We start from the raw sequence: 14,745 nt of genomic DNA, 5'->3' as shown, positions 1-14,745 counted from the left end.
CACAACAGGGATGAAAGGGACGGTGGATGAATCAATCGCCGCACGAATCGCCCGCTCCGCAGATGGACCAGGGCACGTTCGAGCGCTTTCGCCAAGGCGATAGCGAGGCGGCAGAGTATATGGTGGATCTTTACGGGATGCAGCTCTTTCACTACGCGCGGCTCCACACGTTTCAGACGGAAACGGCGGAGGATATCGTTCAGGACACGTTCCTGGAGGCCTTTCGGTCTCGGGAGAAGGCGCGATCGGCCGAGACGCTGCGTGCGTGGCTGTTCACGATCCTGCGGCGGCGCCTGGCGAAAGAATACGAGAAAGGCCGCACGAACCGCGAGTTCAGCTTCGGCGAAAAGGCCCCCGATTCGCCCGAGCCTGCGCGCCAGGGCTCCCGCATTCTGGAAGGCCAAAGCCGCAAGTGGCTGGAGGACGCCGTCGCTTCCCTCCCCCCGCGGGATCGCGAAGCCGTGGCGCTAAAGTACTTCGCCGGCCTGAAGATCCGCGAGATCGCCGATGTCCTGCGCATCCCCCAGGGCACGATCGGAGGAATCCTGGCCCGCGGTCTGCGCGATATTCGCGCGTGGTTCGACGAACGCGGGGTCCAGATGGAGGATTTGCTCAATGACTGACAACCGCGACAAAACCGAGCGCCTCCTGGAGCGCGCCGCTGAGGAATGGGCGCAGGAATCCCGCCCGTCCAAGGGCTTCTCCATGCGGATGAAGGATGCGCTGCGCGAAGAGGCCGAGAAAGCGCCCGCGCCCAAGGCGCGCGTGATTCCGATCGGCTGGAAGAGTTGGGTCGGCATCGCCGCCGTCCTGATGCTGATGGCGACGGGCATCGTTCTGATTCGCCAGTACGGCCGGGAACGCGCCGATCTGCTCTATGCTGCCGGCAGCGTGGAAGGAGCGCAGAAGGTTCTGCGTGAAGGCGATTCCATCACCACAAAGGCCGACGGAAAGGCCATCGCGCAATTGGACGACGGCCGCGTGGTGGTCCTGCTGGCGGCGGATTCGAAACTGGACATCGTCGGCGAAGATCGCCTGCGACTCGAACACGGTGACCTTTGGGTCAACGTGGAGCCGGAGTCGGGCTTCTTCGAAGTCACCACGCCCAACGCTCGCGTCACCGTGCAGGGAACGAAGTTCGGCGTCTCGCACGGCTCTGGCGGAACGCGCGTGATCCTGCAATCCGGGCGGATCAGCCTGGAGGCCGGCAGCTCGCGCCAGACGCTGTCGCCGGGCGAGAGCGCCCTCGTCGAACAAGCCGACCGTCCGCCGATCGTCGCGGACAAGGTCGCCGACGTGCCCGCGTGGGTGCGGGACTTGCAGGAGGAGTTTATGAAAAACGCCGCGGCGCAACGCTACCCCTCTGGATGGAGCACAACCCAGTGATGCGAAGAATACGCTCTGGATTCACCCTGATCGAGCTACTGATTGTTGTCGCGATTATCGCGATTCTGGCGGCGATCGCGGTGCCAAACTTCCTCGAGGCCCAAACGCGCGCGAAGGTCAGCGCCGCGAAGGGCAACATCCGCACAGGCAAAACGGGGCTGATGTCCTTCTATGTCGATCACAACCGCTTCCCCGCGGCGCAGCCGATCTTCCCAACTGATCCTCTTGGAATTCTTGCCTCGGAGCAGCTCGTTCCCCTCACCACGCCGGTTTCATACATCGGCCCGTCCGCGTTTCGCGATCCGTTCGGTGCACAGAAAATGTACTCTTTCCTGCAGCAAATCCCTGCTGCAAATCCAGGAGTGGTCGATCCGAACGGAACATTGGACAACGGCGATTACTCGCTGCTCTACATCCACTATCCCTCGACGGCGGTGAAGTTCTTCGATCCGCGGCTGAATGTGCCGCTGGCCGCGCTCGTCTCCGTCGGGCCCGACCTGGAAGACTCCCTCGGCGGCTACGCCGCGCTGCCGGAGGACGTTTTCTTCATGCACTTCGCCTACCTGCCAAACGCCTCCCCCATCTCCACGATCTACGACCCGACGAACGGCACCGTCAGCATCGGCGACATCGCGGGCTTTACGAACAACACGGAGCCGTGGTGAGGGTGCGCCTGGAGTTGACGACCGCGCGCCAACGTGATCGAATTGGCCTGTCATCTGGAGCCGACACCCATGATCGATCGCACATCACGACGCCAGGCGGCTGGGACACTCCGTCGTTATGCGGCGGGCCTGATCGAATTTGACGAGTGCAATGACTCTCTCCAAGCTCTGCCCGTGGACGGTGATCTCGCGATCAAGAGGACTCAAGACGCTGCGTGGTGGCTGGAAGAAGATTTCTGCCCGCGGGGCGAAGACTCCATTCGCGCAGAACGTAGGGAAATGGCGCTTTGGGTGCTCTTCCTCCTGAGAGATGAGGAGTACATCTGGCCGACTGATCGGAAGTTTCATTTCCTCCTTCTGATCTTCATGCTTCTGTCAGGGCTAATCATCATCGAGTACATTCGGGCGATATCAGATTCCCCATCTCCGACGCTCATGGAGAAGATCGAACGCTGGCGCGCGCGCCAACTCGGCGGCGATCTCGATCTGTGGCCATTCTTCAACCAGCAACAACTCGCCCGCGCATCGGTGGGCAATCCGTTTGGGTAGGTAGGGCATCGCATCCTCCGTAATTTGCGCGCCCATTTGGAGTGCGGCGGCCGTGCTGCCGCTTTGTTGGTGCGAAGCCGTGCTTCGTGCCAATGCGTGTCATGTTATTCCTTGTTGGGTGAGATCTTTTCACAGAGCGCAACACACTCCCTCAACTCACTAATGGTCTGGGGAAGGAACGTCTGATCGAGCTGGAAATTGAAGATGAGTCGATTCCCAATGCCGAAGTCGTCTCGGAGAGAGCCTTGCACGGTAATGTGGCCAACCCGATCTGCTTCCAGCTCGACATGGAGTCCGCCACAGAACGAGTCGAATTCGGCCTTTCCGCGCAGTTCTGTGTAAACGGCTCCTAGCTCCTTCAGGAATTGCTTCATCTGATAGAGAGTAATACCCTCTGTCCTTGTGCGACCGCTAAACCCAACCACATCGATAGTCACTCGAGTGGGATACCAGAATACCTCACCAGTCGGATCTGAAGTTGGTGTGAATTCGACAACGAGTTGTTCCTTTTCAGGATGCCCGATGGACCAGGATGCCATTCTCTTGCCTTTTGATCGGTTAGGTTAATCTATCTTCCCATTCGTAGATGGAATCATCAATCAAGCCGCGAATGAACGTCTCGAAGTCCTCTGCCAGTACCACGATCTTCCAGTCGTCCTCCTGGTCGACATGAACAACTTGGGGTTCGCCGGTTGGTCCGCATGCCCTGTAGTCCAAGCCTACCATGTCGTGTCCTCCTGAAGGAGTATCGGCGAAGTACACACCGATGTGGGGGTACAGCCATTCCCTTTCCCAGAACCTGCTCCCGAATTCGCCGAGCAGGGAGTTGGGTTTATCGCCACCGATCGAGTAGATTCCGCAGATGCCGATATAGACATCGGGGAAATTGCTATACGCCGGAGAGTAGTGATTTCTGCGGCACGGGATTCCGCCATTCTGGAACCGCAGCAATTCGACGTAAGCTGCCGGCAGTTTGTAACCAAGTTCTCGCTCGACGGCCGCAACGACGTCGTCCGCCAAAGGCGCGCTGACGTATTCGTTCGTGGCGTGTTCGGACTGTTCCCAGAATTCTTCGATATCAAAGTCCGACCAGATCCCTACGGCTGCGACTCTCCTCAAATTCATAGCCTGCGTCAGATTGGATTCGGCAAAAGCGACCCTCGTTCAAGAGCACTCCGCTCATGGGAAGTAACCGGACGAATCCTGTTGTCCACCTGGAAATGAGACGATGGCAGCGCTGGGGCGATCTCCCCCCGCCCTGGTGGACACTATCCCGCATTTTACCCACGTGGATTTTTTGTTCGTTAAGCAACTGAATGCTCTTGACGCGGAAATTCATTTCGGCAAATCACGGCGCCTGAAGATTCATTCATCTCGTCTTCATAGAAGGAGTCGAGCCCCCATTCAGAAGGAGGAGCTTTAATGAAAGCTCGCTCACGTGTTCTTCTGGCCGTTCTGTTTGTCGCTCTCGTTCTGCCCGCCAATCTGTTCGCCGGTGCGTACATGCGCACGGTCTCCTGGAACGCCCGCCACATGGGCTGGAGCGGCGAGACCGATTGGTCCGGCTACGCCAATCAGGTGTGGCAGGATTATGGAACCAGCAGCACATCGCCCAACGGCTGCGACATTATCTTCCTGCAGGAAGTGATGTACAGCAGCAGCGCCTCCAGTTTTGCCTCCGCCCTCTCCAGCGTCAGTGGTGTGACGTGGAGCTACAAGGTCACCTCTGCCGTCGGCCGCAGCAGCTACAAGGAGTGCTACGCCGTCGTTTATCGCACGGACCGCGTGACGATGCTGTCCTCAACTCTATGGACCGATACAGGCGACAAGTTCGAACGCGAGCCACAGATCGTCAAGATCCGCGACAAGAGCACCAGCGCCGACTATACGTTCATCAACTGGCACTGCATCTGGGGAACAACTGCTCAGCGTGAGGCGGAAATCAGCGCCATCGCCGATGTCTTCAAGAGCGTCCAGAACGCAAGTAGCACCGACCAGGACGTGATCCTGCTCGGCGACTTCAACCGCGATGCGACCTCGTCCTACTTCAGCCGTCTGAAGAGCACGTCGGTCATTTCGCCCGTCGTCGGTTACAAGGTGAACGACAAGACGACGATCAACTCGTCCTGCGCCTTCGCCAGCCCTTACGACCACTACTGGTACCAGGCCAGCTACGTGACGGAGTACTCCAGTTCCGGCCGCGACTACATTGCCAACATGTGCACGTTCTACAGCGGCCTGTCGGATCACGCGCCGATCTGGCTGAAATTGTACTCCAGTTCCGACACGGATTAGCCCGCGTCGCGAATACCCGTTGTGCCATCCTCCGCCCCGGGGCCACCTGGGGCGGTTCCTTTTTTTGAAGGAATCGGCATATTCCCCGTAAGATGATGGAAGTATGTACACCTCATCGGCGATTGGATCCCGATATGGCGAATGATGGACCATTGATTAAGATCGAACACGTCCGGAAGACATACGACGGCGTCACGGCGGTGGAGGACCTGTCTTTCGAGCTCTATCCCGGCCACGTGCTGGGTCTGCTCGGGGCAAACGGCGCCGGCAAAACCACGACCATCCGGATGATCCTGAACATTATCGCCCCGGACTCGGGCGAGATCGAAGTCCTCGGGCGCAGGATCGACAATCAGACCAAGGACCGCATCGGCTACATGCCGGAGGAGCGGGGTCTGTATAAGAAGATGAAGGTCGAGGAACTCCTCCACTTCTTCGGCGCGGTGAACGGCATGAGCCGCTCGGATGCGAAGAAGGAGACGGAGTATTGGCTGAAGCGGCTGGACCTTTGGGATCGCCGCCAGTCCACGCTCGAGGACTTCTCCAAAGGCATGCAGCAGAAAGTGCAGTTCGTGGCGACGGTGATGCACCGGCCGCCGCTGCTGATCCTCGACGAGCCGTTCAGCGGCCTGGATCCGGTGAACGCCCGCCTGTTCGAGGAACTGATCGGCGAATTCGGCGAATCCGGCACCGGCGTCATCTTCTCCACCCACGTGATGGAGCAAGCCGAGCGGATGCTGGACGACGTCATTATGCTGCGCAAAGGCGAGGTCGTCGTGCAGGGCGCGCTTGACGAGGTGCAACATCAGTTCGGCGCCGGCTGGATCGAGGTCCGCGGCGAAGGCTGCGAGGCCGCGCTGGAGGGCTTCGACGGCGTGAAGGCGAAACGTCCCCACGGCAAGTCGTTGCGCTATCAGTTCGAGAGCCAGATCGAGCCAAAGGCGGTGCTGCAGCACCTGGTCGGCGCCGGTGTGGAGGTCGAACGCTTCGTGCAGCTCGAAGCATCGCTGAACGACATTTTCCTGGCGCGCGTCGGCGGGTTGGAAATCGATACGATCGGCAACCTGGCCGAACCCACGGAGGCGCACGCATGAGTCCGAAACTCTTCAGCCTGATTCAGCGCGAATACATGCACGTTGTGCGCCGCAAGGCGTTTGTGATCGGCACGTTCCTAACGCCGGTGTTCTTTGCGGTCGTGATGTTGCTGCCGGCGTACCTGGCCGAACGCGACACAACGCAGTTGACCATCGCGGTGCAGGATGCCTCTGGCCAGTTGACGGACCAACTGTCCGAGGCTCTCTCGGAGAACAAACTCGAGAACGGCAAGTCGAAGTACGTGGTCGAGAAAGTCGACAATACGGAAGAGGCCCTCGAGGAAGCGAAGAAACGCGTCGAGGAGAAGAAAGTCCGCGGCCTGATGGTCATCCCGAAGGATGTTGTGGCCGGCAATAAGATCGATCTCTTCATGCGATCGGTGACGGAGTTCCGCGTGCGCGAGGAGTTGCGCAACGCGGCCACATCGCTTCTGAGGCAAATGCGCCTGGACGAAAAGGGAATTCCCCCATCGGTGATTGGCGAAGTCATGCGCCGCGTCGACCTCAACGTCTCCAGTGTTGTTGACGAGGAACAGAAGGACGAGACATCCGTCGTAATTGTTTCCGCCGTGTTCGTGTTCCTGCTCTACATGACGCTGATCATGTACGGCACGTCGATCATGATGGCGGTGATCGAGGACAAGACGACGCGCGTGTACGAGGTGATGCTCTCCTGCGTCACGGCGCGTCAGATTCTCTTCGGCAAAGTCCTCGGCGTCGGCTTTGCGAGCCTCACGCAGTATGCAGTGTGGGCCACGGCGTTTTTCGTAATCAAATCCGTGCGCCCGATCGAGAAACTCGAAGGCATCACGATCGAGCCAACCGTCATTGGGATGCTGCTGCTTCTGTTCCTGCTCGGATACCTGGTCTACGCGTTGCTGTACGCCGCGCTGGGATCGATCTGCAGTTCCACGCAGGAAGCCCAGCAGGTGCAGTGGCCGTTGCTGATGTTCCTGATCGTTCCGATGGCCATGATGATGCCTCTGATGATGAACCCGGACGGAACATTGGCTCTCGTGCTCAGCCTGTTCCCGATGACGGCTCCAGTCGCGATGCCCCTTCGCCTGGGTGTCACATCGCCGAGCCCGGTCGAATTGGGCATCTGCGTCGCGCTGCTGGTCGGCATGGCCTACGTGGCCTACATCGTCTCCGGCCGCATCTTCCGAATCGCCATTCTGGTTCACGGAAAACGCCCGAAGTGGAAGCAAGTTATCGGCTGGCTGACGACTAGCGAAACGTAAAACTCCCCATTGCGGCACAGGGCGGGGCGCGGATTTCATCGAACAACGATGAGCGCCCCGCCTCTTCATATCCTGTGCCTTTCGCACCTTGTCTGGGAACGCCGCCTGTTTCAGCGGCCGCAGCAGTTGATGGCGTGCTTCGATCGGCTCGGGCACCATGTGCTGTATGAGTCGCTGATGAGTTCTCGCCGCTGGTTGACAACGCCCGAAGATCGCGAAGCGCGTTTCGGCGAGCACGGCCGCGCGGTGAACCGGCCGTTCCTTCCGTTGTCCGGGCGATCGGTGGCGGTGAATCGCCTGTCGCGCCGAGGCCTGCTGTCGCGGGGGGCAGACTTTCTGAACGGCGCTCCCGCCGGCCGACGCGTGCTGTGGCTGCAGCACCCGGCGTTCGCGACGCTGCTGGATCGCCTACCGCACGATCTGCTTGTGTACGACATCATGGATCCGTTCGAGTCCTTCCGCCGCACTGGGGCGGACGTCGCAGAGATGGAAGCGATGCTGCTCGATCGCGCGGATCTCGTCTTCACGGGCGGACGCAGCCTCCACCGCCAGCGGGAAGCTCGTCGCCCGGACGCGCACTGCTTCCCGAGCGGCATCGATTTCGAGCACTTCGCCCGCGGCGCCGACGACGGTCCGATCCCCGATGACTTGCAGCCCATCAAGCGACCGATTCTGGGATACTTCGGAGCGGTCGACGAACGCATCGACTGGCCGCTGGTGCGCGCGTTGTGCACGCATCGACCGGACTGGAATATCGTCTTCCTGGGACCGCTGGTGATGATTGATCGCTGTCCCGTCGACTCGCCGAATTTCCACCATCTTGGCGCGAAGGATTACGGCACCCTCCCGGACTACTTGCGTGGCTTCGATGTGTGCCTGATCCCGTGGCTTGTGAACGAACTGACCTGCACGATGAGTCCCACGAAGACGCCGGAATACCTCGCCGCCGGCCGGCCGGTTGTCTCAACGCCGATTCCCGACGTGCAATCCGACTACGGCGACGAGGTCGCCATAGCGGCCGATCCCGAAGAGTTCGCCGCACGTTGCGAAGAAGCCCTCGCCACCGGGATCGGCCCCAGCCGAAAGCCTCCCCAAGCCCGCACCTGGCAGGAAACCGCCGAAGCCATGCTTGCGCTCATTCAGGGGAAGCTGGAAGGTTGAATGCGACGGTCGACGCCGCCAATGAGGCAAGACACCGACAAGGTTAGGTTGATGGTTCTTACTCGCCACTAGCCACTCGTCACTTGTTCTAGAAGGCCACCTTCGAACGACAGTCCAGCGCACTATGCTCAAAAACCTCATCCCTTACCTGCTTGTCGCGCTCGGCGGTTCCGCCGGGGCGGTGGCGCGTTTTGCGACTTCGGCGTGGATCGGGAATCTTTCCGAGAGCCGGTTCCCATGGGGGACTTTCGCCGTCAACATCGCGGGGTGCTTCTTCCTGGGGTTTGTGGGAACGATGGTGGCGGAACGACTGACCGACACGCCGACGATCTGGCGCTACGCCGTGGCGGTCGGTTTCCTGGGATCGTTCACAACGTTTTCAACGTTCAAGTTCGAGACACAAGGCCTGCTGGATGACGGCGCCTGGATCCTGGCAACGCTGAACGTGACGCTCAGTATCTTCATCGGCCTGGTCGCGGTGCGGCTGGGAACATTGGCCGCCCGCGGATTGCTCTGAAAGGACTCGACTCGTGGAAGAGCAGGTCCAACTGCGATTCTACCTGACGAACTTCGTCCAGTGGCACCACGAGCCGCTCTACGAGGCGCTGGTGAAGCGTGCTCGGCATGACGGCCTCGCGGGCGCTACGGTGCTGAAGGGCCTCATGGGTTTCTCGACGCGCGACGGCAAGATCCTACGCGAGAAGGCCCTCGCGTTTGCCAACGAGTTGCCCGTGATCGTCGAGATGATCGATTCAGCGGAAGCCCTCGCGGCCTTCCGCACCGACATCGCCCCGATGCTGAAGGGCGCGCTGTTGACCTACGAACGCGCACGCGTGCTGGCTCGTCGAGCCCGAACCGATGAACCCGGCGCCGTGCCGCTGGCCGCTGCCGCTCCCCCACCGGAAAAGGAGGCACCCTGGATGGAATTCGGTGAAAAAGGAACGCTGCTCCGCCTCTTCCTGGGCGACGAAGATCGCGACGAGGACGGCAAGCCGCTCTTTGAAGCGATCGTCTACCGAGCTCGCAACGCCGGCCTGGCCGGCGCGACGGTCCTGCGCGGCCAGATGGGCTTTGGCAAACACTCGCACCTGCATACGGCGCATTTACTGACGCTCTCCCAGGACCTTCCCATCGTCATCGAGATCGTCGATACGGAAGAGAACATCGAAGCCTTCCTCCCCGAAGTCGATCGCCTCGTGAATGAAGGTCTCGTGACCGTTGAAGAGGTTCGAATCGTCAAGAACGTCGGCTGAGTCTGAAATGAAATCGGCCGCCTCGGAATCCCGAGGCGGCCGCCAGTCTTCTCTTATTTTCGACGCTTCTTATTTCGCCTGCTGCTTCCGGACTTCTTCCAGCTTCTCACAGGTCGGGTCTTCGTTCAGATTCTCTTCCTGCAGCCACCAGTCCTGGCTCACGGAAGATTGGCTCGTGATATAGGCATTGAGGAGTAGGCGAATCCCTTCCTCGACGCCGGCGCAGGAATTCAGATCCACGACCATCGAGGAGCTGTCATTGCGGCACTTGGAGCCTTCCTGGATGGCGTCCGGATCTTCCATGACCTGCCGCTTGATCGAGCCGCAGAGGACGGCCTCGAGGGTGTGCTCGTCAAGGAATCGCGCGATGGGCTTGTCCCTGATCAGGACGGTTGCCGGTGCCCCGTTGGCATCCTTGACGGTCACGCCGCACCATGTGCGGACGCGCGCCAGGAGCTGGTTCATCGGTGATTGGCTCGTCTTGCTCATTGTTGTCTTTCCCTAATAAATCGTGCCGAAGACGCGTCTTCTGCCTCGTTCACTGGCAAATGCCGGGCCAGCCACAAAGGGCTGTGGTCAGGAATTTGACCCCACGGGCTCGCTTTTCCCCTTATTCATGGGGATTCCCAGCTTCTTGATCTTCGATTGGAGAGTCTGGCGCTTCAGCCCAAGCATTGCCGCCGCGCCGTTCTTGCCCCCGATTGTGTAATTGCATTCCTCCAGGGCGTGGATAATCGCCGAACGTTCGGCTTCGGCGAAACTATCCTTCAGAGAGACCTTCTTGCCCTCTGCGACTTCGCGTGCAGGCTGGGAGACATCAGGCATCTGCAATGTCGCCATCGGGCTGGGCGGATCGCTCGGAAACGCCAATGTCGCAGGGTTCGGCATCAACAGGGCCTTCAGGTCTACCTGGTTGCCCTGAGCCAGGATAATCCCTCGTTCAACAAGATGCTCGAGCTCCCGCACGTTCCCAGGCCAGGAGTAGTTCGCTACGGCCTGGACGCTCTCTTCGGTCAGTTGGAGCCCCTTGCGCCCGATGCGCTCGGCGAAGCGCTGCAGGAAATACTTCGTCAGCAGCACGGCGTCCTCCGGCCGGACGCGCAGCGGCGGCACATCGATGGGAAAGACATTGAGGCGATAGTACAAGTCCGCCCGGAAGCGGCCGGCGGCCACTTCCGCCCGCAAGTCCTTGTTTGTCGCGGTGATCACGCGCACATTCACCCGGATCGGCTTCTCACCGCCGACCCGCTCGAATTCGCGCTCCTGCAGGACCCGGAGCAGCCGGACCTGCAGCGACATCGGCATCTCGCCGATTTCATCGAGGAAAATCGTACCGCCGTGGGCCAGCTCGAAGCGCCCGACGCGGCGGTTCATGGCCCCGGTGAAGGCGCCCCGCTCGTGGCCGAACAGCTCGGACTCAATCAGGTTCTCCGGCAAGGCGCCGCAGTTGACCTTGATCAGCGGCTTGCGGGCGCGGGTGCTGCGTTCGTGGATCGCGCGGGCCAGCACCTCCTTGCCGGTGCCGGTCTCGCCCTGGATCAGAACGGTGCTCTCGGTCGGCGCCACTTGCTGGACCTGGGCGATCACCGACTTCCATAGCCGCGAGCGACCGATCAGGCCGTCTGCCGGGAAATTCTCTTCAATCTCGGAGCGCAGGTACTGTCCCTGCAGCTCGGCCTCCTCCTTCATGCGATGCAGTTCGTCGTAGGCCAGAGCGTTGTCCACGGCCAGCGTCACGACCGTGCGGATGAGGTCGAAGACGTCCCGGTGATGCTCGTCCCAGGCGCTCTTCTGCATCGACGTGATGTACATGTAACCGATCAGCTTGTCGCCGTGCTCAAGCAGGGCACCGATTGCGGACTGGAACGGGCGGCGGAATTTCTCGCGCATCCGGGCGCCCAACTGCTTCTCGAACGCGTCCATGTCGTTGACCATCGTGGTGCGACCGCGCTTGAGCAGGAACCCGCCTGGGGTGTGTTCCCCGCGGCCGCTGCGCACGCCCATGTTCGTTGTCGCTTCATCCTCGACAATCGTGGCGATGATCTCGAACTCCTCGCGCTCGGCCCGATAGCGGGCGATCCCGAAGTCGTCGACGTTCGGAAGGAGTTCCTTCATGCAGTCGGCGACGGCCTGGAAAAAGCCCCCGAAGTCGTGGTGCGCAAGCACCGCCCCGGTGACTTTAGTCATGATGCGAAGCCGTTCTTCAGCGTTCATAGTGGGGTTGCTCCCGATCTGGCGGTCCGTTCTTGCAAAGCTCTGCCCTAACGCCGCCAAGGCGTATCGTTGCGCCGACACACGGCGGATGCAAGCCAGAAGCGCCGTAATTTCGGCGCAAATCGCGTCCAGGTTCGATCGCCAGGGTCACAAAAAAAGCGGCCATCCTGGTCTCGGATGGCCGCCATTGTCTTGGATTTCGCCGATTCCGATCAGTCGGTTATCAAGGCCGTGCGAACGATGTCGCCCACTGAAACCGTGCCATTCGTCGGGTCGTAAATGAAGTTGGCTCCCACGCCATCCTGAGGATCGACCAGGAAGTGATAGGCGTTGTTGAAGCCCTGGTCGGGGTATTCGGCGGGACTTGCCAGTGCGAAGTTGGTGACATCCGGACCAACGCTTTGCAGGACCCACCGGTGGTTGTCGAATCGCGGCTTATTATCCACGGTGGCATAGCTTGCGCCGACAGCGGAGAGATCTGGATTCAGGAGTGCGGCGTCGCAGTTGGCATATCCGTAGTAGCGTGTGTTTGTCGAGCCGACCGCGAACGGATCGATCAGCAGAGGGCTGGTGATGTAGGAAACTGGCGTCGAAAGCAGCGTCAGTGCGGGGCGCGAATACTCCAGACCCAACTTGATCGGAGGAGAGATTGTCGTGCGGTCGACGTCCGGATAGTGATTGTAATCGATTACGTAAGATTCCAGGCCCGTGGCCAGCGTCCGCATGTCGGACTTGGCGCGGGAGACCTTGGAACGAACCTGTGCTTCGAGGAAGTTCGGAACAGCGATTGCCGCCAGGATGGCAATGATGGCGACAACGATCAGGAGCTCGATCAGTGTGAAGCCTCGGCGGTCTCGGGAAATAAGATGTGTTACGTGCATTCGACGTCCTCCGTCATATAGTGAGCATGGGCGGTGCGCCGCCTGATTTGGTGCGAACGGCGCCCCAGTCTCGTCCCTCTGCCCGGGCGCGCGGCTATAGGGCAAGCACTTTCGCTCCAAAAAAAATGAGGACTTCTCGAATCCCGATTATGACACCTCGATAAGAACAAGCGTCCAAAAATATCCCGCAGGGCGGAGAGAAATGCTCGGATGGGACCAGGGAAAGTGTCATAGAAACTCCTTGCTTTCCCCGTTCCGCGTGAGGATTTTCGCCCCATGATTGCATCCAGGACTTCCATTGCGAGACGGACCAGGGAACGGACGGGCGAAGAACGCCTGGCTCGCCAGCCGGGCCGTTTCCGCTTTCGTCGCGGCCGCCCGCCGGACCTGTGAACACCGACCTCGAACAAGCGAACGCAGGGCACGCCGTGGATAGGCTTTCCTATTCACGTTGCACTGCTGTGCCCCGGTGGGTAGAAAGTATCGACGTGAATTCCGCCGAACGGAGGTGCTAGTGAGCACGACGATGGCGACTGAAACCAAAAATCCAAGCAAGCACAACGGCAAGGTAGCCAGCCAGCCGATCAAGCCGAAGCCCCGCCGACCGAGCCCGGAGCTGCCGACGTTCAATCTCGAACGCCTTCGGGTGGAGGAATCCACACGCCGGTTCGGGCGCGAGATCTTCCGCCGCGTCCGGGCACGCGAGAGCAGCGGCATCGGCCGCGAACGCATCGAGAAGGAACTGATGCGCGCGATGATGCACGACGAGGAGTTGAAGTTCCGAATGTTGCACTTCGTCGACGTGTATCCCGCGCTGCGCGATCCGAAAATCCTGGCGGAGCACCTGGAGGAATACCTCAGCAGCACGTCCTTCGCACACGGCGGCGGCACGAGCCTGCTATCCATCGCGCGATTCCTGGGCCGCGGTCGGGGGTTCACGCAGCGGCCCCTCGCATGGGCCAGCCGCAAGGTGATCGCCACGATGGGCAAGCAGTTCATCGCGGGCGAGAATCCGCGCGTCGTGGCACCCCGAATTCGCAACATGGAAGAGCGCGGCTTCATGTTCTCGCTCGATCTGCTGGGCGAATTCGTGATCAGCGATTCCCAAGCGGATGCCTACGCGAAGCGCTACAAGGATATGATCGAGAACCTGGGCGGATTGCTTGGATCCTGGCCCGAGAAGTCCCGCCGCTTCAAGTGCGGCCCCCGCGTGAATATCTCGATCAAGCTGAGTTCCCTCACCGCGAAGTACGACGCCATGGATATCGATGGCACGGCGGAGAGCGTTCTCTCGCGCGTGCGTCCCTTGCTACGTGCCGCAAAGAAGTCCGGTGCGTTCGTGAATATTGATATGGAGAAGTACGAGCACCGCGACATGACGCTGGAAATCATCAAGCGACTGCTGAGCGAAGAGGAATTCCGCGGCTACGAGAACCTTGGCACAGTATTCCAGGCTTACCTGCGGGACGCGGAAGATTCGGCGCGGAAGTTCCTCGCATGGATTCGCGAGAACAATCAGCCGATCACGATTCGCCTCGTGAAGGGCGCGTACTGGGATAGTGAGCAGATCTGGGCGCGACAGAAGAATTGGCCGGTGCCGGTCATCACGGAGAAACGCGAGACGGATGCGATGTACGAGCGCATCACGCGACTGCTGCTCGAGAATCACGACCTGGTTCGCACCGCGATTGCCAGCCACAACGTGCGCTCGATCGCGCATGCGCTGGCGTTGCGGAAAGAGATGAAAGTGCCGCCTTCGCGTTTTGAAATCCAGATGCTCTTCGGCATGGCAGGCCCGATTGCTGAAGCTCTGCGTACCATGAAACTGCCTGTACGGATTTACGTTCCGTGCGGCGAACTGATTCCGGGAATGGCGTACCTGGTACGCCGCATCCTGGAGAACACTTCGAATGAATCGTTCCTCCGCCAACGCTTCACCGAGCACGTGGCGGAGAATAAACTCTTGGCGGATCCCAAGGAGACAGAATGATGCTGAAGGTTAAGAA

The 14,745-nt window shown here is 60.3% G+C and carries 16 protein-coding genes; 11 read left to right on the top strand and 5 right to left on the bottom strand.

Annotation, left to right across the window (positions count from 1 at the left end; all coding sequences use genetic code 11):
• Window positions 1-26 precede the first annotated feature (26 nt).
• The 4 genes from KQI84_09785 to KQI84_09770 all read left to right on the top strand — a co-directional run bounded on the left by KQI84_09785 (window position 27) and on the right by KQI84_09770 (window position 2,600).
• A complete protein-coding gene (locus KQI84_09785) occupies window positions 27-623 on the top strand; it encodes an RNA polymerase sigma factor (GenBank protein ID MCB2155166.1) in 597 nt (198 codons plus the stop codon).
• Window positions 616-1,386: a FecR family protein gene (locus tag KQI84_09780; protein MCB2155165.1), complete on the top strand. Its 771-nt coding sequence runs from the start codon at window positions 616-618 to the stop codon at window positions 1,384-1,386. Before KQI84_09785 ends, KQI84_09780 begins: the two co-directional genes overlap by 8 nt.
• Window positions 1,386-2,051, top strand: coding sequence for a prepilin-type N-terminal cleavage/methylation domain-containing protein (locus tag KQI84_09775; protein MCB2155164.1), 666 nt, complete (start codon window positions 1,386-1,388; stop codon window positions 2,049-2,051). The genes KQI84_09780 and KQI84_09775 overlap by 1 nt, the downstream gene beginning before the upstream one ends.
• 69 nt (window positions 2,052-2,120) lie before the next feature.
• Window positions 2,121-2,600, top strand: a complete 480-nt coding sequence (locus KQI84_09770; GenBank protein MCB2155163.1) for a hypothetical protein — start codon at window positions 2,121-2,123, stop codon at window positions 2,598-2,600.
• Window positions 2,601-2,704: 104 nt separating this feature from the next.
• On the opposite strand, the gene KQI84_09765 is transcribed toward KQI84_09770, so the two are convergent.
• Window positions 2,705-3,139 (bottom strand): hypothetical protein, encoded by a 435-nt coding sequence (locus tag KQI84_09765; GenBank protein ID MCB2155162.1) that lies wholly within the window; start codon window positions 3,137-3,139, stop codon window positions 2,705-2,707.
• Window positions 3,140-3,158: 19 nt separating this feature from the next.
• The gene (locus KQI84_09760) at window positions 3,159-3,725 is read right to left on the bottom strand and encodes an SMI1/KNR4 family protein (GenBank protein ID MCB2155161.1); all 567 of its coding nucleotides are present in this window, start codon (window positions 3,723-3,725) and stop codon (window positions 3,159-3,161) included.
• 297 nt (window positions 3,726-4,022) lie between these two features.
• On the opposite strand from KQI84_09760, the gene KQI84_09755 reads away from it, so the two are divergent.
• From KQI84_09755 to KQI84_09730, 6 genes are all read left to right on the top strand, one after another.
• Window positions 4,023-4,895, top strand: a complete 873-nt coding sequence (locus KQI84_09755; GenBank protein ID MCB2155160.1) for a deoxyribonuclease I — start codon at window positions 4,023-4,025, stop codon at window positions 4,893-4,895.
• 134 nt (window positions 4,896-5,029) lie between these two features.
• Window positions 5,030-5,989: an ATP-binding cassette domain-containing protein gene (locus KQI84_09750; protein ID MCB2155159.1), complete on the top strand. Its 960-nt coding sequence runs from the start codon at window positions 5,030-5,032 to the stop codon at window positions 5,987-5,989.
• On the top strand, window positions 5,986-7,230 hold the full coding sequence (locus tag KQI84_09745) for an ABC transporter permease (GenBank protein MCB2155158.1): 1,245 nt from the start codon (window positions 5,986-5,988) through the stop codon (window positions 7,228-7,230). Before KQI84_09750 ends, KQI84_09745 begins: the two co-directional genes overlap by 4 nt.
• Window positions 7,231-7,278: 48 nt before the next feature.
• Window positions 7,279-8,391 (top strand): glycosyltransferase, encoded by a 1,113-nt coding sequence (locus KQI84_09740; GenBank protein ID MCB2155157.1) that lies wholly within the window; start codon window positions 7,279-7,281, stop codon window positions 8,389-8,391.
• Window positions 8,392-8,515: 124 nt separating this feature from the next.
• A complete protein-coding gene (gene crcB / locus KQI84_09735; GenBank protein MCB2155156.1) occupies window positions 8,516-8,908 on the top strand; it encodes a fluoride efflux transporter CrcB in 393 nt (130 codons plus the stop codon).
• Window positions 8,909-8,921: 13 nt separating this feature from the next.
• The gene (locus KQI84_09730) at window positions 8,922-9,644 is read left to right on the top strand and encodes a DUF190 domain-containing protein (protein MCB2155155.1); all 723 of its coding nucleotides are present in this window, start codon (window positions 8,922-8,924) and stop codon (window positions 9,642-9,644) included.
• Window positions 9,645-9,713: 69 nt separating this feature from the next.
• On the opposite strand, the gene KQI84_09725 is transcribed toward KQI84_09730, so the two are convergent.
• The 3 genes from KQI84_09725 to KQI84_09715 all read right to left on the bottom strand — a co-directional run bounded on the left by KQI84_09725 (window position 9,714) and on the right by KQI84_09715 (window position 12,739).
• Complete coding sequence (locus KQI84_09725; protein ID MCB2155154.1) at window positions 9,714-10,133, bottom strand: hypothetical protein; 420 nt, start codon at window positions 10,131-10,133, stop codon at window positions 9,714-9,716.
• Window positions 10,134-10,220: 87 nt separating this feature from the next.
• Complete coding sequence (locus KQI84_09720; GenBank protein ID MCB2155153.1) at window positions 10,221-11,858, bottom strand: sigma 54-interacting transcriptional regulator; 1,638 nt, start codon at window positions 11,856-11,858, stop codon at window positions 10,221-10,223.
• 212 nt (window positions 11,859-12,070) lie between these two features.
• Window positions 12,071-12,739, bottom strand: coding sequence for a prepilin-type N-terminal cleavage/methylation domain-containing protein (locus tag KQI84_09715; protein MCB2155152.1), 669 nt, complete (start codon window positions 12,737-12,739; stop codon window positions 12,071-12,073).
• Window positions 12,740-13,253: 514 nt separating this feature from the next.
• Between KQI84_09715 and KQI84_09710 the strand changes: the two genes are divergently transcribed.
• A complete protein-coding gene (locus KQI84_09710) occupies window positions 13,254-14,729 on the top strand; it encodes a proline dehydrogenase family protein (GenBank protein ID MCB2155151.1) in 1,476 nt (491 codons plus the stop codon).
• Window positions 14,730-14,745 lie beyond the last annotated feature (16 nt).

The organism is bacterium, assembly GCA_020444065.1.
Lineage (GTDB): Bacteria > Sumerlaeota > Sumerlaeia > SLMS01 > JAHLLQ01 > JAHLLQ01.
Note: the sequence above shows the minus strand (reverse complement) of the source record. Positions and strands in the feature narration are given on the sequence as shown.